General features: G+C 40.7%; 20 protein-coding genes. 1 reads left to right on the top strand and 19 read right to left on the bottom strand.

Features of this window, described 5'->3' with window-relative positions; genetic code table 11:
* Positions 1 to 332 precede the first annotated feature (332 nt).
* Genes BSO02S_RS06110 through mtnN form a run of 3 tightly spaced genes read right to left on the bottom strand, consistent with a single transcriptional unit; the run spans position 333 to position 3,104 of the window.
* Entirely contained in the window at positions 333 to 1,466 is a 1,134-nt protein-coding gene (locus BSO02S_RS06110; protein ID WP_066063992.1) for a bifunctional cystathionine gamma-lyase/homocysteine desulfhydrase, read from the bottom strand.
* A 2-nt stretch (positions 1,467 to 1,468) separates the two neighbouring features.
* Positions 1,469 to 2,392, bottom strand: coding sequence for a PLP-dependent cysteine synthase family protein (locus BSO02S_RS06105; protein ID WP_066063988.1), 924 nt, complete (start codon positions 2,390 to 2,392; stop codon positions 1,469 to 1,471).
* A 13-nt stretch (positions 2,393 to 2,405) separates the two neighbouring features.
* Positions 2,406 to 3,104: a 5'-methylthioadenosine/S-adenosylhomocysteine nucleosidase gene (gene mtnN, locus BSO02S_RS06100; protein WP_066063985.1), complete on the bottom strand. Its 699-nt coding sequence runs from the start codon at positions 3,102 to 3,104 to the stop codon at positions 2,406 to 2,408.
* A 292-nt stretch (positions 3,105 to 3,396) separates the two neighbouring features.
* Between mtnN and BSO02S_RS06095 the strand changes: the two genes are divergently transcribed.
* Positions 3,397 to 3,600 (top strand): DUF2536 family protein, encoded by a 204-nt coding sequence (locus BSO02S_RS06095; RefSeq protein ID WP_066063982.1) that lies wholly within the window; start codon positions 3,397 to 3,399, stop codon positions 3,598 to 3,600.
* A gap of 31 nt (positions 3,601 to 3,631) precedes the next feature.
* Here BSO02S_RS06095 and BSO02S_RS06090 read toward each other — a convergent pair whose 3' ends face one another.
* From BSO02S_RS06090 to BSO02S_RS06020, 16 genes are all read right to left on the bottom strand, one after another.
* On the bottom strand, positions 3,632 to 4,273 hold the full coding sequence (locus tag BSO02S_RS06090) for a YrrS family protein (protein WP_066063979.1): 642 nt from the start codon (positions 4,271 to 4,273) through the stop codon (positions 3,632 to 3,634).
* 117 nt (positions 4,274 to 4,390) lie between these two features.
* Positions 4,391 to 6,148, bottom strand: coding sequence for a peptidoglycan D,D-transpeptidase FtsI family protein (locus tag BSO02S_RS06085; protein ID WP_066063976.1), 1,758 nt, complete (start codon positions 6,146 to 6,148; stop codon positions 4,391 to 4,393).
* Positions 6,149 to 6,225: 77 nt separating this feature from the next.
* Positions 6,226 to 6,699 (bottom strand): transcription elongation factor GreA, encoded by a 474-nt coding sequence (gene greA / locus BSO02S_RS06080; protein WP_066063973.1) that lies wholly within the window; start codon positions 6,697 to 6,699, stop codon positions 6,226 to 6,228.
* A gap of 163 nt (positions 6,700 to 6,862) precedes the next feature.
* Entirely contained in the window at positions 6,863 to 7,498 is a 636-nt protein-coding gene (gene udk / locus BSO02S_RS06075) for a uridine kinase (protein WP_066063970.1), read from the bottom strand.
* A 1-nt stretch (position 7,499) separates the two neighbouring features.
* Positions 7,500 to 8,738: a peptidase U32 family protein gene (locus BSO02S_RS06070; RefSeq protein ID WP_066064093.1), complete on the bottom strand. Its 1,239-nt coding sequence runs from the start codon at positions 8,736 to 8,738 to the stop codon at positions 7,500 to 7,502.
* 45 nt (positions 8,739 to 8,783) lie between these two features.
* The gene (locus tag BSO02S_RS06065) at positions 8,784 to 9,713 is read right to left on the bottom strand and encodes a peptidase U32 family protein (RefSeq protein WP_066063964.1); all 930 of its coding nucleotides are present in this window, start codon (positions 9,711 to 9,713) and stop codon (positions 8,784 to 8,786) included.
* A 2-nt stretch (positions 9,714 to 9,715) separates the two neighbouring features.
* Entirely contained in the window at positions 9,716 to 10,360 is a 645-nt protein-coding gene (locus tag BSO02S_RS06060; RefSeq protein ID WP_066063961.1) for an O-methyltransferase, read from the bottom strand.
* 366 nt (positions 10,361 to 10,726) lie between these two features.
* On the bottom strand, positions 10,727 to 11,860 hold the full coding sequence (gene mltG, locus BSO02S_RS06055) for an endolytic transglycosylase MltG (protein ID WP_066063958.1): 1,134 nt from the start codon (positions 11,858 to 11,860) through the stop codon (positions 10,727 to 10,729).
* 208 nt (positions 11,861 to 12,068) lie between these two features.
* Positions 12,069 to 12,374 (bottom strand): DUF1292 domain-containing protein, encoded by a 306-nt coding sequence (locus tag BSO02S_RS06050; protein ID WP_066063955.1) that lies wholly within the window; start codon positions 12,372 to 12,374, stop codon positions 12,069 to 12,071.
* Between the two features lie 13 nt (positions 12,375 to 12,387).
* Positions 12,388 to 12,804, bottom strand: coding sequence for a Holliday junction resolvase RuvX (ruvX, locus tag BSO02S_RS06045; protein ID WP_066063952.1), 417 nt, complete (start codon positions 12,802 to 12,804; stop codon positions 12,388 to 12,390).
* Positions 12,805 to 12,807: 3 nt separating this feature from the next.
* Positions 12,808 to 13,074: an IreB family regulatory phosphoprotein gene (locus tag BSO02S_RS06040; protein ID WP_066063948.1), complete on the bottom strand. Its 267-nt coding sequence runs from the start codon at positions 13,072 to 13,074 to the stop codon at positions 12,808 to 12,810.
* Between the two features lie 114 nt (positions 13,075 to 13,188).
* A complete protein-coding gene (gene alaS, locus BSO02S_RS06035; protein ID WP_066063945.1) occupies positions 13,189 to 15,825 on the bottom strand; it encodes an alanine--tRNA ligase in 2,637 nt (878 codons plus the stop codon).
* Positions 15,826 to 16,300: 475 nt separating this feature from the next.
* Positions 16,301 to 17,380, bottom strand: a complete 1,080-nt coding sequence (locus BSO02S_RS06030; protein WP_066063942.1) for an AI-2E family transporter — start codon at positions 17,378 to 17,380, stop codon at positions 16,301 to 16,303.
* Between the two features lie 96 nt (positions 17,381 to 17,476).
* Positions 17,477 to 17,611, bottom strand: a complete 135-nt coding sequence (locus BSO02S_RS26165; RefSeq protein ID WP_084374914.1) for a YrzQ family protein — start codon at positions 17,609 to 17,611, stop codon at positions 17,477 to 17,479.
* Positions 17,612 to 17,673: 62 nt separating this feature from the next.
* A complete protein-coding gene (locus BSO02S_RS06025; protein WP_066063941.1) occupies positions 17,674 to 17,865 on the bottom strand; it encodes a YrzR-like zinc ribbon domain in 192 nt (63 codons plus the stop codon).
* An 11-nt stretch (positions 17,866 to 17,876) separates the two neighbouring features.
* Positions 17,877 to 18,353 (bottom strand): PRC-barrel domain-containing protein, encoded by a 477-nt coding sequence (locus tag BSO02S_RS06020; RefSeq protein ID WP_066063940.1) that lies wholly within the window; start codon positions 18,351 to 18,353, stop codon positions 17,877 to 17,879.
* Positions 18,354 to 18,371 lie beyond the last annotated feature (18 nt).

The raw sequence follows: 18,371 nt of genomic DNA, 5'->3' as shown, positions 1-18,371 counted from the left end.
TTAGGCACAAAAATACCGCAAGGCATCATTCTCCCTGCGGCATGGATATGTATTGTCACTTAAATGTTAAGTAATCCATTCCAGTCTGGTCGAATGTATGATATTCAAATATACAGTTGTCATGCCTACAGCTGTTCCAGTTAGCGCTAAAATCATTTTCTTCGACCTCCCTCTTGGAATTTTTTACTTACTACGGTAATTATATCCACTCACTAATACTTTGTAAACCTTTTTTAAAGCAACTTTTTAAAAAATAATTAAAAAGCCCTTAAAAATGGGTGTCAGGCACCATGTGAATTATTTTCATATGGTGCCTGACACCCTTCATATTACTACTCTAATGCCTGTGTTAAATCCTCAATTAAGTCTTCTACGTCTTCAAGTCCAACTGAGATGCGCACTAGGCCGTCTGTGATGCCTAGTTCTGCTCTGCGTTCCGCTGGGATCGAGGCATGGGTCATTCTGGCTGGGACTGAGATTAAGCTTTCAACTGCACCAAGGCTTTCAGCCAAGGTAAAGTATTTTACCTTACTTAATAATTTATCAGCATTTTCCGCACTGCCAACATCAAACGAAACCATGCCGCCAAAGCCCCTTGCTTGCCTTTTAGCTAATTCATGGTTTGGGTGTGTTTCAAGACCCGGATAAAATACCTTTTTTATGGAAGAATGCCCTTGTAAAAAACCTACAATTGCTGCTGTATTATTTTCCATTTCTTCTAATCGAATTCCTAGTGTTCGCATTCCCCGAATTAACAACCAAGAATCTTGCGGCCCTAATATTCCACCAGTCGAATTTTGAATAAAATGGAGCTCTTCTGCGAGCCTTTCACTATTGACAACAGCTAACCCTGCAACGACATCACTATGGCCTCCAAGGTATTTTGTGGCACTATGCAAGACGATATCTGCCCCAAGCTCAATTGGATTTTGCCAATAAGGGGTAGAAAATGTATTATCTACGATGGTCAAAAGATTGTGTTCTTTAGCCAGTTTTCCTACTGCTTCAATATCAGTAATCTTTAGTAGTGGATTTGTTGGTGTTTCTAAATGAATAGCCTTCGTGTTCGGTCTAATCTCGCTTTTAATATTCTCTAAATTAGTTGTATCTACAAAGGTAGAGTCGATTCCTAGGCGATTCAATACCTTGGTCATAACACGGTAAGAACCGCCGTATACATCATCCGTTAAGATCACATGATCTCCGCTGTTAAACAACAGCATTACCGCAGTCATCGCAGCCATACCCGAGCCAAAGGCAAATCCGGCTGTACCGCCCTCAAGGTCTTTAATAAGCTCCTCAAGCGCATTTCTTGTTGGATTACCAGTTCGTGAATATTCAAAGCCCTTATGGCCGCCGACACCTTCTTGTTTATACGTACTTACTTGATAAATCGGGAAGGAGACTGCACCTGTTGCTGGGTCTTCACTAATCCCACCGTGAATTAATTTCGTTTTTCTTTTCATTTTTAAATTCCCCCTTCAAAAATGTTCTTGCTTAAATATCGTTCGCTTCCGTCCGGGAAAATAACAACAAGATTTGTACCATGCCTTGCCGCTTCAGCTTCTTTCAAAGCAGCATAAAAAGCCGCACCCGACGAACTACCGACCAATAAACCCTCTTTCGCTGCTAAATCCTTTACCAGCTTAAAAGCATCGTCATCCGTTACTGTATAAATTGCATCAAAATAGTCAATATCCATAAACCCAGGCAAAAATTCCATTCCTATACCTTCTGTTTTATGCGGACCAGGTTCTCCGCCATTTAAGATGGACCCCTCTGGTTCAACAATGACCGTCCTGATTGTTTTTTTCTTTTCCTTTAAAAATCGGGCAGTACCCATAAATGTACCGCCTGAACCCGCACCGGCAACAAACATATCAATTTCTCCATCCAGCTGGTCCCACAGCTCAGGTCCAAGTGTTTTATAATAGGTAGCAGGATTAGCCGGGTTGGCGAACTGCTGCGGACAATAGGAGCCAGGAATCTCATTTAAAAGTTCTTCCGCTTTGGCAATCGCACCCTTAATTCCCTTTTCCGTTGGAGTTTGCACAATTGTCGCTCCTAGTGCTTTCATGATTTGCTGCTTTTCGATGCTGAACTTTTCCGGTACACAAAAAATAACGTTTATCCCCTTATTCAAGGCAGCAAGAGCTAAACCAATCCCCGTGTTACCAGCAGTCGGCTCAATAAGCGTGCCACCTTCCTGTAACTTACCGCTAGAAAATGCATCGCTTAAAAGCTCAATTCCAAGTCTGTCTTTAACACTTCCCCCAGGATTCATGAATTCCAGTTTAGCAAAAATGCGAACGCCTTCAGGTAAAATAAACTGTGTGATTTCAACCATTGGTGTCTGCCCGATTAAGTCATGAACATTTTTGTATACCTTCATTTCTCCACTCCTACTAGCTTTTTAAAGCCGCAACCATTTTCATTACCAATGTAGCAGAATTAGTTGCTGCCTTATCAATAAATTGATCAAATGAAAGTTCTGATTCTTTTCCAGCAATATCCGAAAGCGAACGAATAATAACAAAAGGGACAGCAAAACGATGGGCCACTTGTGCGATGGCTGCTGCTTCCATTTCAACCGCTTGTAATTCGGTAAATTTCGACCTCACAAAATCAACGCGAACCGGGTCTTCCATGAAAGAATCTCCGGTAACAATTAAGCCTTTAACAATTTGGAATTTTTCCAGCTCTGCCGCAGCCGTTTCTGCCACTGAAATTAATTTTTCGTCTGCTAAAAATGCAGCCGGAAGCTGTGGGACCTGACCATATTCATAGCCAAATGCCGTCACATCAACATCATGATGACGGACCTCTGTTGAAATAACCGCATCTCCAACATTAAGTGAAGGGTTAAAACCCCCAGCTGAACCAGTATTGATGATGCAATCGGGCTTATATTTTTCGAGTAAAATGGTGGTGGACATAGCAGCGTTTACTTTACCAATCCCTGAACGCAGCAAAATAACATCCGCACCATGCATTTTTCCAAACGTAAATTCACAGCCGGCGACTGTTTCTTGTGTTCGGCCCTCGATATTTTCTCTAAGTAAAGTTACTTCTTCTTCCATTGCTCCGATGATAGCGATTTTCATGCTTATACCTCTTTCTCATTGTTTTACACTTATAATCTTTCTCGGATTAATACAGCCTATCCGCAACACTATTCTACCATCATTTGAAGGCAGCTCGCCATAGTAAGCAGCGGCTCATCGGTAAGGCGGTGAAGAGGGGCAATTTAATTTCACGTACTCACACTAATAACAATTCCTATAAGTATACTATGAATTAACAAAAATCATACTACCATACATCATACGTTTATTCAAATATATTGCTAGCATCAAAAGAAATAATTAAAATGGACTTATGGAGAGGATGATATAGATGAATTTTCAGTTTGAACTGATCGAGGATAAAGTTGAGTTTTTCGAAGCCACTAATCTTAAAACTTTACAAAAAAAGATTGAATCACAAATTGATGAAAATAGAGCAATCTTGCTATCTGTCCACTCAGTGTCTCACCAAATGCATGTGAACGAAAATGGACAAACCTATTTTACCGCAGTCGTTCATTTTAAAAAGAAATAGGATGGTGCCTGCTAAAGGCCCATCCTGTTTTCTATTCATCTAAATTAATTACCTTAGTCGGTTTCCAGCCTTCTCCATCCACCCACTCGATAAAAACTTTATATTTTTGCTTTTTGTCTTTTGAAGAAATAGTACCAATCGAGGCATTTGCTTTAGATTGATCCCTGCCAAGCCAGAAAACCGTCATATTACTTTTGTCTATTCCGGTAGCATATGAAATGGCATTCAACATTTCCTCCCAATCTACACCACTATATACTGGAGTATGTTCCCCTGTCTGGGTTGTACCGACAGGCTTCCATGAAGGATTTTCGGTGGTTTTCCCGTCCTCGGAAACCACAGCCTGTGATTCGTCCGAATTTTCAGGTGTTGAAGCTTCCTCACTATTTTGCTCTTCTTCAGCGACATTATCTGATGAACTATTATCATCTGTAACCGCATCTTCTTTTTTATTTTCTTTTGTCTCCTGATCCTTATGGACCGTTTCCTTCTCCACTGTTTTTGGGCTTTCCTTCTTTGGAGAAGCTTTGTCATTTCCTGATGCAAAAATATTGTATGCGACAAAAATAATTAAAAGCAGCACAACGATGATCAAACCATTTAAGACAAGATTTGTTTTTTTCCGTTTTGATCGGTAACCAGAACGTGAATTAGAATTGAAATCATTACTCAAATTAATCCCCTCCAATATAAAATGCGATAGCCCCCTTGGTGATGGAGCTAAACATTATAAGGCTCTCAATATTCTAACATGATTTGAAGAGAACTTGAAGGGAAAACTATTTTACTACTATTTTCGATTATCTTTCGCATACAGGAGCTTAACCATATCTGCAAATAACAAATTAACCCCGCCTTCCGAATCCACCACATCTAAATTCACTGCTACCAATACATATTTTGGATTTTGATAAGGGAAATAGCCGGCAAACCATTTATTATGCAATTGCTTGCCATCTTCATATTTCCCTGTCTCGGCTGTACCTGATTTACCAGCTGTTTCGTATGGCAGGTCCTTAAACCATCTTCCCGTCCCATTGGGGTTGAGTACGACTTCCCGCAGCAATTTTTGCAGCTTCATTGCAGTATATGGTGAAATGGTATCTCCCATTAAGTTCCTCTCTGGAAAATCAACCATGGTTGTCCCATTTTTATATTCAATTTTTGAAACAGCTCTTACCATCTCCTTTTTACCGCCTCGGGCTATCGCGGCCATCATATTGGCAACAGCTAAAGGGGTTGCACGGACCTCGTGCTGACCAATTCCTGACATTGCTGCGAAATTGGAATCCTTTCTAGCATCATCAGACAAAAAGACTCTGCCTTTATCTTCATCAGCCAGCTGTTTGAAATCACTGGTGTGATAGACATTCCCCTGCCAGCCCACAGAACCAGTAAGCGATAATTTCGCCGCATAATTCTCTAAAAGGTGCGGATCAATTTTTTGTAATTCTTTTGCCAGCTCACCAAATGTCCGATTGCAGCTTCTCGCAAAGCTATTCGTAAAATCCAGCTTACCATAGTTATATTGCCATTCGGGCAACCCATTGATTTTTTTACTGCAGTCAAAAAGACGCGTTGGATCATCCAATTTATGGTCGATTGCCGCAGCAGCGACGACCGTTTTAAAAACCGACCCCATAATTTGCTGTTTTAACATCATATTGCTTATTCCCGCTCCGCTGTAGGGATCCTTTTTATTTATCGTCGGGCGTGAAACAAGCGCTAGCACACTATTGTCCTCGATATTAAGGAGGACCAAGCCGCCTTTTTTAATCTGATGCTGCTCCACTAAATCCTCCGCTTTCTGCTGGATGCTATTATCAATGGTTGTTCGCACATTAACGGGATAAAACGGATTGGCCGGATCGACATACCTGACATTAATACCGAATAGTGGCGCACCCGTGCCATCAACATGGTAAACAAGCTTTGATTTCCCTTCAGGGAGCAGGAATTCATCAAAGCTTTCCTCAAGCCCTGAAACTCCCAGCAAGGTTTTATCGGACCGCTCCTTGTTCGGATAACGCTTTTTAAGTTCTTGGGAGTTTTCCCCAGTTAGTCCGATTAACTGTTCCGCTGGTATATGCGCACGTTCAAACTTTTGTTCAATCGCAAACACACCGGGGATTTTTAAGGCATTGATTCTTTCCTGTTGTGATGTGGTTAGTTCATGCGGTTCAGGGTCTCCAAATGCGAAAGGCTTTTTCGCCCCTTCCACAGCCATTTTCAGATCATTTACTGGTATTTCCGAAATATCCGCAACCTTTTCAATCTCCCATTCCGTTTTTTTCAAAAATGGAAAAAGGACTAGGACTGAAGCCTTTTTATGTGTAAGCATTGTGCCATTTCGATCAAGAAAATTACCCCTGCCATTATCAATCACCAACTCTTGTGTTCGTTGTTTAACACTTTCCTCGAGTAAATTAACGTTATGCTTAGAAAAGGTCTCCGTCTCAAATAACTGAATTTGCATTAAACGTCCTAAAAGGAGCAGAAAACCTATGATACAAATGAAAAGCCATCCAAGTGCCCGCTTTCTCCACATAAAAAAACACCTCGTCAAAAGTTTTGACGAGGTTTTCCTATTTCAATCAATTATTCAATGAATAAATATAATTTCAATTATTTAATGCTTACAATACGAACGCTCATGTCACCGCCAGGGGTTTGAACGGAGACTTTATCGCCAACTTTTTTACCTAAAAGACTTTTAGCAATCGGTGAATCATTAGAAATTTTACCTTCAAACGGATCTGCCTCAGCGCTTCCTACAATCGCATAGGTTTCTTCATCCCCATCTGGGAGTTCTACAAATGTAACTGAACTTCCTAATGTAACTGAGTCGATTTCCTTCACTTCGGCTATAATCTTAGCATTACGAACCATATTTTCTAAGGTTGTAATTCGCCCCTCAACAAATGCTTGTTCTTCCTTCGCAGAATCATACTCAGAGTTTTCAGATAAGTCACCAAAACTTCGGGCAATTTTTATTCTTTCCACCACTTCTTTACGCTTCACTGATTTTAAGTATTCAAGCTCTTGAACAAGTTTCTCTTTACCTGCTTGTGTCATGGGAAATACTTTCTCTATAGCCAAAACCCTCACTCCTTCTAGTCTTTAAGAATTGTGTATGTAATATATGTAGTTATTATGACGCTTAGCATAATACATAGCAGCGCGTCCTTTTAATTAAGGGCGCGCAACAGAATATACTTTTAATCTGGATTTTTCTCTTTTAGGCTTTTCTTCTGCTATTGTGTCATAAAACTGACTTTTGTTCAAGAATTGTTTGAATTTTTGTGACCATTAAATCGATTGCCACATGATTATGCCCGCCTTCAGGGATAATCAAATCAGAATAACGCTTTGTAGGCTCAATAAATTGGTTATGCATCGGACGAACAACATTTAAATATTGATCGATAACAGAATCGAAAGTCCGCCCACGATCTCTGATGTCACGCGTCAGGCGGCGAATGATTCGTAAATCGGCATCCGTATCAACAAACAATTTAATGTCCATTAAATTGCGGAGTCGTTCATCTTCAAGAACCAATATTCCCTCTAAAATGATAACATCCTTCGGTTCAACGGGAATAACCTCACTTGAACGAGTATGAATGGAATAATCATAAACAGGTTTTTCAATTGCCTCATATCTCAATAGCTTTTCAATATGTTCAATGAGAAAATCGTTATCAAAGGCCAGCGGATGATCATAATTCGTTTTTAACCGTTCTTCAAATGGGACATTACTTTGGTCTTTATAATAATAATCCTGTTCAAGTACCAAAATAGAATGATCTTTCAAACTTTCATAAATGGCATTTGTTACACTGGTTTTCCCAGAGCCGGAGCCGCCGGTCACACCAATAACAACTGGTTTGCGTATCATGCTAGTTCTCCTTTCGCATCATGTTGTTAGGGTATACCGGTTTGTCCAATTTAAATTGGACAATTTGAAGAGGATGTCTTGCAGCATCCAGTTCATTACCTTTTTCATCCCAAATTTTATCAATCACATGGGTAAAGTTTTGAATTTCTGGACCGAAGAATTCTACCTCTTGACCCGGTTTAAAATGGTTGCGCTGCTGTAGTGTAACCATTTGTGTTTCCGCGTTGTAATCCAACACAAGTCCGACAAATTCAAACTTTGTCTTCTTGCTATGATTACCAAACATTTGCTCTTTATACCCTGGAACACCTTCAAAAAACGCCGGCGCCGTTTCACGGTTTGCACATTTATCAAGTTCCTCCAGCCATTCCTGCTGGATGACAAAATTCTCAGGGTCTGCACAATAGGCATCAATGACTTTGCGATAAACACTGACAACTGTGGCAATATAATGAATCGATTTCATGCGGCCTTCGATTTTTAAACTATCAATGCCAAGCTCTATCATCTGCGGTATCGCTTTAATTAAATTGAGATCCTTGGGGCTCATCGCAAACGGGTCTTGATTTTCCTCAAAAAGAGCCGTTTCCTCATTGCCCTCGAGCTTATACAGATCGTAATCCCAACGGCAGGACTGACAGCAGCCACCGCGGTTTGAATCTCTTGCCGTCATATGGTTACTCAACGTGCAGCGGCCCGAATATGCGATACACATCGCTCCATGAATAAAGGTTTCAATCTCAACGTTAACCTTTTCCTTCATTTCTCTGATTTCTTCAGCACTTACCTCGCGTGCCAATACAACTCGGGATGCACCATCCTCTTTCCAAAACTGGGCGGCTTTCCAGTTAGAAAGAGATTGCTGCGTACTAATATGGATTTCAATCTCCGGTGCAAGACGGCGGCAGGTTTCAATAATGAGTGGATCTGCCACAATAATTCCCGCAATACCGGTTTCTTTCAAACTAAGTATATATTCCTCTAATCCGTCAATATTTTCATTGTGGGCAAATATATTAGTGGTAACGTATATTTTAGCCCCAAAGTTTTTAGCAAACTGGACGCCTTCTGTCATTTCTTCAAATGTAAAGTTATCAGCGTTGGAACGAAGGCCATATTCCTGCCCGCCAATGAATACCGCATCTGCCCCATATTGAACTGCAATTTTCAATTTTTCAAGATTGCCTGCTGGAGCAAGGAGTTCCGGCTTCTTTACAATGACACGTTTTCCATCGATCATCTCAGAAATCTTATCTTTAACTGTATTCACAGCTGAACCCCTCCTTTAATAAACTGTTTCTTTGAAAAAGAATCCTGTATCCAATGGACGATTTGCTGGCTGAATTTCCTCGATTACCGCGAGCAGCTCGTCCTTTTTATCATCATAAGCGTCCGGGTCTTCAAAAAATAAGTCTATAGCCTCACGATAAGCCTTTGTAACGGCGAGAATATATTCCGGACTCTTTAAGATTCCATCGATTTTAAACGAGTCTATACCGGCTTCTAACATCTCTTGAAGCTCGTCTATGATACACATATCATTCGGGCTCATTATATGTGTTCCATTTTCATCTTCGAAAATCGGGTATTTATTCTCACGTTCATGATCGTGTAAAAACATATTTTTTTGCAACTTGCGATTTTCGATTTCCATTACCTTTCCTTGGTACTCATAGTAGTTGCCAAGGAGCGATCGTTTGGATTGAAACATACAGCTCATTCCATGAACAAGGACCTCGATTTCCACTTCAGCATTTTCCTTTGTTTCGACAATAGCGTCCATATTAATCTCACGGGCTAAAACCGCCCTTTTTGCACCTTTTCTCCCCCAATAGTTGCAGGTATACCAATTTGTCCCAGTTGTTTCCGTACTCCAGTGCAGTTTCATCTCAGGTGCGAATTCTTTCGCTGTCATTAAAACAGCCGGATCACCGAAAATAATCGCATCAGCCTTCGCTGCTGCTGCAAATTGAATGTATTCACTTAATTCATTGACTTTTTCATTATGAAAAATCGCATTCATGGCGACGTAAACTTTTTTCCCTTTACCGTGTGCCAGTTCAATTGCCTTTTTGACCTCTTCACGGTTAAACTCTCCTGCAAGCCGCAGGCCATAGCGCTGTTCACCGATAACAAACGCATCCGCGCCCGCATCCGCTAGTGGCAAAATATCGTTGACTGTCAATGGCGTTACTAGTAATTCTGGCCTTTTCATATTCAATCACCTCTTCGTTTACTTATCGCGACCCCGTCCCCGACGGGTAGAATAACGGTATCATAGTCTCTTTGTGCCATTAACCAGTGGTTAAATCCATCAATCTTTTTGACAAGATTACGAATTCTTTTTGATTCAATCTCAGGTTCAGCGACAAGCCCTTTAAACAAAACATTGTCGGTTATGATCATTCCATCATCGTGCAGATATTTTGAATAAATTTCAAAGAACTTTTTATACTGACCTTTTGCCGCATCAATAAAAATAACATCAAACGGGGCATGTACACCAATTATATCTTCAACCTCTAGGGCGTCACCTTTTATCAAAATAATTTGATCACCATGTTCAGAACGCTTAATATATTCTTCTGCTAATTCTATCCGTTCCACATCCCGCTCAATCGTGACGATTTCCGCATCCGTTAATGCAGTGGCCATTCTTAATGCGGAGTAGCCAATCGCGGTCCCAACTTCAAGAATCCTTTTGGAACGGTGGATTCGCAATAATTGCAGCATCGTTTCTATTCCAGCTAGCTCCATAATCGGAACATTATGCTCATGAGCATAGCTTTCCATTTCCATTAACAATGGATTCCGTTCGGATATTAAACCTTCAATATAAGAATGCAGCTTCTCATTTAACAAGCTGCGTCACCTCAATCCTAAAAGAAATGCGTAAGCGTCCCGTTAAGCGACGTATGGACTGAACCGCTCCGACTAAGATAAAGGAAACACGAAGAGCAATGCGATTCGATGTTGACTTATCGTAAGGAGGAAAGGGCCAGTACACTAGTCGCTGGGCGCTGAAGCTGAACAATTCAAAATGCTCTTTAGACATTAAAAAATAGCGTTCACAGGTTTCGAGCTGAAAGGACTTCAGGCTCGGGTGTGCTTCGGGCAAGTTACGCCGCAAATACCTTACTGTGAGTTACGCTATAGAATACTTCTTAAAACACTTGAATTATTTTATCACAATAATAGGGGGAATGCTAACATTTCCCCCAAATTGATTTATTTTTTATTGGAAATATGCTTAGCTTTTTCTTTATTATGTTCTTCGAGTGTTTTTGTAAAAATGACTGTGCCATCAGCAGTTGCCAGGAAGTAATAATAATTTGTTTCTTCAGGCTCCAGTGCCGCCTCAATCGACATTTTTCCAGAGTTGGAAATGGGTCCTGGAGGAAGACCAGTATGTTGATACGTATTATAAGGTGAGCTTACCTCTAAGTCCTTATATAAAACCTTATCTTTGTGTTTCCCTTGCGCATATAGAACGGTTGGATCCGTCTGCAGCGGCATGCCCTTTTTTATTCGATTGTAGAAAACACTAGCAATCTTTTTGCGATCCACCTTTGCTGTTGCTTCTTCTTCAATTAAAGAGGACATTGTTAATAGTTGATGAACGGATAGCTTTTTTTCCTGACTTTTTTCTTTATAATCAACTAAAACAGTTCGTGTTTTATCAAGCATAGCTGTGACCATTTCTTCAACGGAAGGATTCGGCTTGTAAAACGGATAGGTTGCCGGGAATAAATACCCTTCGAGTGGATATTTCACTGAAGAACTCAGGATTTCGTCAGATAATAAATCAGGGTATTTTGCCATTAGTACCTTGATAAACACTTCATCATTTAGTTTATTTAACACGTCATCTTTTTTTTGCTTCGTTGCCTTTGCCAAAATTGCCGCAATTTCGTTAAGCTGCTGTCCTTCGGGGATGGCGATTTTAAAACTGGCCTTTGCCAGCACCTTTCCTGTTTTCAAGCGGCTGACGATTTCAGGGACATCCATCGAAGGGCTAAGCTGGTAATTACCGGCCATAAACCCACCTTCATTTTTTAGTTTGACGTAATACTTAAATACCTTTGCATTTTTAATAATTCCGTTTGTTTCTAATGCTACAGCAATCCCAGTCACTGACGAACCAATCGGAATTTCAACTGTTTTCTGAGCCTTACTTTTGGAGTCAACAGGTTTGAGCGCTGACTGTATGTACAAATATCCTCCGCCGCCAATTAAAACTATGAATAATAGCAATAAAATAGAGATAATCATAACAATCTTTCTGACAATCCTTGCTTCACTTTGATGTTCAAGCATCTTTTGGCGCATAATATCCTTTTTTGTGTCTTTTTCGTCTGTCATATTACTCCCCCTTCCCATAAGTTCATTGGAAAATCCAACGTATTGTTCTTATTTTTGAATAGAATAATTAGCTACTAGTACAAATAGACATTGTAATTATTTCAGCATATTGTGAGAAAAATGTCAATTTAACAATCAATTTGTCAGATTTGAACCTTCTAAAATTAAAAAAGGAACCAGCCTTTTTATCAGCTGGTTCCCTTAAATCTTATTCTTCCTCTTCTTGATCTTCGTTGAAGGTGTTAAACACTTCTTCAACCATATCCCATTCTTCATCGGTTTCGATTTGCATTAATGGGCCATAGCCGCCATCCTCAGTAGGGACATAGGCGTAGACATGAATGTCGACGTCCTCTTCCTCATCATCAAGAGTTCCTACTGGATAAAAGAATACATACGATTTTTCAAATTCATCAGAATCAAAGGTAAAAAGGACTTCATGTAATTGTTCATTACCATTTTCATCAACCAATGTTATAAATTGTTCTTCTTCGTGCTCGTGTTCGTGTTCCATTTTTTCCACCTCATTAATTTTTGCTATCAAGATAGCCTTGCAGGATCATCACTGCAGCCATCTTATCGATTACTTTCTTTCGTTTTTTCCGGCTCATATCGGCCTCAAGCAAAACACGCTCAGCTGCCATTGTCGTTAGACGCTCGTCCCAAAGGACTGTTGGCACAGCAAATTTACTTTCAATTTCATTGGCAAATTGCTGACTTGCTTCAGCGCGTGGTCCAATCGTCCCGTTCATATTTTTAGGCAGGCCGATGACAACCGTATCTACTTGATACTCTTCTATTAATTGACCAATTTCCTCAAAACCAAACTCACTTTTTTCTTCATTGATTTTGAGAGTTTTGAGGCCCTGTGCGGTCCAGCCTAGTTCATCGCTAACGGCAACACCGACTGTTTTTGAGCCTACATCTAATCCCATTACGCGCATTAATTAACCCTCTCGCTGTTGTTTAAGATAGGATTTCACCAATTCCTCGATAATTTCATCACGTTCAAGCTTGCGAATAATATTGCGGGCATCGTGATGACGTGGAATATAGGCGGGATCTCCTGATAAAAGGTAACCGACTATTTGATTGATTGGGTTATACCCCTTTTCCTGTAAAGCTTCATAAACTTGACGAAGAACATCATTGATGTCATGTTCAAACGGTTCTTCAGGAAAATTAAATCTCATCGTTTTGTCTAAAGAGCTCATTTCATGCACCTCGCTTTTTTACTAGAGGAGAGAATTGGTATGTCTAGCTACAGCGCCTTGACGCTTCCGCTTTTTAGTATTGTTACCTACATTTTACACTACTTTGTCCTATTATCAAATGGATTTTACCCATTCATCAACGAATTTTAGTGCAGCATCCAGTTTTTCAGGATCTTTTCCACCTGCTTGAGCCATATCAGGACGACCGCCGCCACCGCCGCCGCATCTGGTTGCCACTTCTTTGATTAGCTTACCCGCGTGATAGCCCTTTTCATTTAAGTCCTTCGTTACCGCTGCGATTAAATTGACTTTTCCTTCATGAGCACTGCCTAAAACAATGACAACAGAACCAAGCTTTTGCTTCAAATCATCAGCCATATTTCTTAGATTGTTCATATCGGCACCTTGAACATTTGCTGTTAACACCGTTATCCCATCGATTTCCTTCGCTTTGGCAACAAGGTTCCCAGCTTCAATATTTCCAAGTTTCGCCGCAAGTGATTCGTTATCCTTTTGCAATTGTTTCATTTCAATCATTAAACTTTCAAGTCGGTTAACAATATCTTTTGGATTCGTTTTTAGTTTGTCTGCCGCTTCCTTTAATAAGCCAACCTGTTCATTTAAAGTTTTATATGCAGATTCACCTGTTACCGCTTCAATCCTTCGTGTTCCAGCCCCAATTCCGCCTTCTGAAACAATTTTAAATAAACCAATGACCGATGTATTCGGAACATGGCAGCCGCCGCAAAGCTCAAGGCTGTAATCGCCAACCCTTACTACCCGAACAATATCGCCGTATTTTTCTCCAAAAAGCGCCATAGCCCCCATTGCTTTCGCTTCAGCAATTGCTTTTTGGCTGATGTCCACTTCAATGCTTCGCCAGATCTTTTCGTTAACGATTTTTTCGATTTGCTCAAGTTCTTCCGGTTTAATTTGACCAAAATGCGAAAAGTCAAAGCGAAGGCGATCTGGTTCTACAAGGGAACCTGCTTGATTAACATGTTCTCCAAGTACATCCTTTAATGCTTGATGGAGTAAATGGGTGGCCGTATGGTTTTTGATAATTTTCATGCGATTTTCCGCGTCAACCGCAGCTGTTACCCTTTGGTTTGTTCTCAACGTGCCACTCTTGACAACTACCTGATGAAGGTTTTGACCGTTTGGTGCTTTTTGGACATCTTTCACAACTACGCTTGCGCCTTCTCCCTCAATCAACCCACGGTCAGCAATTTGTCCGCCGCTCTCTGCATAAAAGGGGGTCATATCAAGAATTAACTGAACTTCCTCACCGCAGGAGACTTCATCGACAAGCTCACCATTTTTAATGATTGCCGCCACTGAAGAGTTCGTTTTGAGTTCGTTGTAGCCGACAAACTTACTTTCAACCGTAACGTCCCTCAACACCCCGCCTTGAACCTGCATCGAATCAACATCATGACGTGCCGCACGAGCACGTTCGCGCTGCTCGTTCATTGCTAAATCAAAGCCTTGATGATCAACCTTCATGCCCTCTTCTTCAGCATATTCCTCTGTTAATTCTACAGGGAAACCATAGGTGTCATATAATCTGAAAACATCGGCACCAGTAATGGTATCACTGCCCTTTTCTTTCTCGTTCTTAATTACGCTTTCCAAAATGGCTAACCCTTCATGAAGGGTTTCGTGGAAACGCTCCTCTTCGTTCTTTATAACCTTTTGAATGAATTCGGTCTTGTCTTTAACCTCTGGATAGAAGTCATGCATGATTTCACCTACAACCGGAACAAGGTCAAACATAAATGGACGATTAATATTGATTTGTTTGGCGTAACGGACAGCTCGACGAAGCAGTCGGCGAAGCACATACCCGCGGCCTTCGTTTGAAGGCAATGCTCCGTCCCCTACAGCGAAAGCGACGGTACGAATATGGTCGGCGATTACCTTGAATGCCACATCGGTTTCATCACTTTCTCCGTATTTTACACCAGAAATCTCTTCAGTAGCCCGAATGATTGGGATAAATAAGTCAGTATCAAAATTGGTTGGGACATTTTGAATAACCGATGTCATTCGTTCTAATCCCATTCCGGTATCAATATTTTTCTTTGGCAGCGGTGTATACGTGCCATCAGGATTATGGTTAAATTGCGAAAAAACCAAGTTCCAGACTTCAAGATAACGGTCATTTTCGCCGCCAGGGTATAATTCAGGGTCTGTTGGGTCGTCACCATACTCAGGGCCGCGGTCATAGAAAATTTCTGTGTTTGGACCACTTGGACCTTCACCAATGTCCCAGTAGTTTCCTTCCAGACGAATAATTCGTTCTTCCGGCAAACCAATTGTTTTATTCCAAATTTCATATGCTTCATGATCTTCCGGATGAACGGTAACCGAGAGCATCTCCGGATCCCAGCCAATCCATTTTTCGTCAGTTAAGAACTCCCACGCCCATTCAATCGCTTCCACTTTAAAATATTCACCGATGGAAAAATTACCAAGCATTTCAAAGAACGTATGGTGGCGGGCTGTTTTTCCGACATTCTCAATGTCATTGGTTCTAATTGATTTCTGTGCATTTGTAATTCTTGGATTGTCGGGAACAACCCGTCCATCGAAATATTTCTTGAGGGTTGCGACACCACTATTAATCCATAATAACGATGGATCGTCATGAGGGACAAGCGATGCACTTGGTTCAATGGCGTGTCCTTTTTCTTCATTAAAAAACTGTAAAAACATTGTGCGAATTTGTGAACCAGTTAAGTTTTTCATAAAATAGACCTCCTCATTTATCAAAACAATATTGTAGGAACAAAGGCGGTGTGAGCAATGCTCTGCTTGTATAATTCGCTGCAAAAATTTATTTTCTCCACCATACTTATCTAAGGTAATTCATTTTTGCGGCGCTCCGCCCCATTTCCATAAAAAAAGCATACAAAAAAGCCCTCATCCCAAAAACAGGGACGAGAGCTTGTCTCGCGGTACCACCCTGATTATGAATACAAAACGCGTATCCATCTCTCAAAATCCCTTAACGCAGGTATACGGCAGTGGTTAGCTGCACTCCGGATTAGCTTTCTGTCATCCTTCATCTAGAGCTCCTTTCAGCCAGGGAAGCTCCTCTCTTCTACGCTAGGACGCGTTACAGATGGACTATAACATAATTGATCCTTCTACATTTTCATACAATTATTCTATATCACGAATTATAGCCACCTGAAAAATGTTTGTCAATTAGTCGTAGCAATTATGATGACGGTTCTTTCGTTTTTCCATTAATGAAGTGATTTTTTGTGTGGATAATTCCAACCTTTAGGACAACAAGAACAGGCACGGCCAATATCAGCCCCAAAATCCCACCAATTTCTCCCCCGGCTGTTAGCGCCAGCATAATGACTAACGGGTGCATATGCAGGCTTTTTCCGACGATAAGCGGAGATAGAATGTTCCCTTCGAGAAATTGGAGACCAAAAACAATTACAAGTGTAATCAAAACTAATTTTACTGACATGGTTGCAGCAATAATAACTGCTGGCACTGCCCCGATAATCGGTCCAAAATAGGGGATGACATTGGTTGCAGCTACAATCATTCCAAGCAGCAAGGCATATTTTAAATGAAAAATCCAAAATAAAAGGGCAGAGACGCTGCCAATAATGACACAAACAAGAAGCTGACCCCTTATATAACTGCCGAGCGATTCATCAATATCCTTGAGAAAAAATGTCCCTTTCTTCCGCCACTGTTTAGGAGTTATATACCAGACAGCGCGTTTTATCATAGCAAAGTCTTTTAACATATAAAAAGCAATGAATGGGATAATCATCATAATTAATGCTGAATTTAAAAAGCTAATCGAAAGATTAACAAGCACGGACAAAAGTGAATCCAGCTTTTTTTCAAAGGCATCAATGCCTTCATTTATTCTGGTTTGCAGTCCATCAGGCCATGCCCTTGTGTGCGTTTGCAGCTGATCAATCCAGCCCCGGTACTGCTCAGCGAAAACGGGTGCACTTTCTGAAAGGTCTCTTAGCTGGTCAATAATCGCTGGAATTCCTTTATATAGACAAAAGCCAATTCCACCAAAAAAAATAAAATAAATTAAAAAAATTGCCAGGCCCCGATGCAGACCTTTTTCATGTAATTTTTCAACAATCGGATGAAGTAAATAAGTAATAAATCCTCCAATAATAAAGGGAAGAATAATAATCGCTGCCACCCTAAGGATGGGTATCCAAACAAAGCGGATTTTTAGAAAAACATAAATGGCAATTAATAAAAGGAGCAAAAAACCGATTCGGTAATACCATTTCATACGGATTTCCAATGTCAGTGCCCCCTTTTGGGTTAGTTTTAGAGACAGATGGTGGAATTATGCATTTGAAGCAAATAAAAATCCCCCTCTAATTGGAGGGGGATTCACTTAAAATATCGCTCGTTTTACCTTCTTTTGGATTTTTCTCATATTGCGGGCCGACATCATATTATTTCTTTGTGCCACATTATACGCAGCCATCCCCACACCAAAAGCAATCATTGAAGTCATCACTTTGTTCATACGTTTCACCTCTTCTTCAAATTGTCTAGCAAAACGCCAACGGGCGCTTCCGCCTTTCTTTTTTAAAGGGTGTAACGACGCTCTTCTTCTTCAAACAAATCATCTAGGGAACTAAGTGATCCGTCTTCTTCGACTTGATGGGTATTGATTAGACCATTGTTAACGGTAAGTTCGATATAGCAATTCCAGCAATAATATTGGTTGATGCCAATTTTGCCGATATCCTTGCTTTGACAATTGGGGCAATTAAACATGAAAAGACACCTCACGTATGATTTACGTCTACGATAATGGCATCCTTTCCGATCGCTAAGGGCTTACCGGATTGAATGACTTGTTTACCTTCCGTGATATCCGAAAAGAAGCCATCCGTGATTTCGTACCCTACGATTGTACCCAATTCTTCCTGGAAATATACATCTTTCAATAAACCAAGTGATTCACCACTCTTGGAAAGCATCAACATTCCATCTAAAGAATGTTGATGTGTAAGTGTATATTCCGGACTTTCTTTCAGCTTTTCCAAATGGCTTGTATCCTCAATCATAACACCATCCCAACCGAAGGACGCCACTTTTTGAATATCCAAAAAAAAGGATTGTTTGAAGAAAACGCCTTTTTTAACTAATAGGCCTTCCACCTTACCGTTGCCGGAGATACACAGGTCACTAACCTCACCGATCCTAGTCCCACCGCTCTTTTCAAAAACAGGTTGTCCTTTCAATAATGAAAATGTCCGCAAAGAGTGCCTCACCTCCTG

Source organism: Neobacillus soli NBRC 102451, from assembly GCF_001591665.1.
In the GTDB taxonomy this organism is placed as follows: Bacteria; Bacillota; Bacilli; order Bacillales; family Cytobacillaceae; genus Neobacillus; species Neobacillus soli.
The sequence above is the reverse complement of the archived record's forward strand: the minus strand, read 5'-3'. Positions and strand labels throughout refer to the sequence as shown.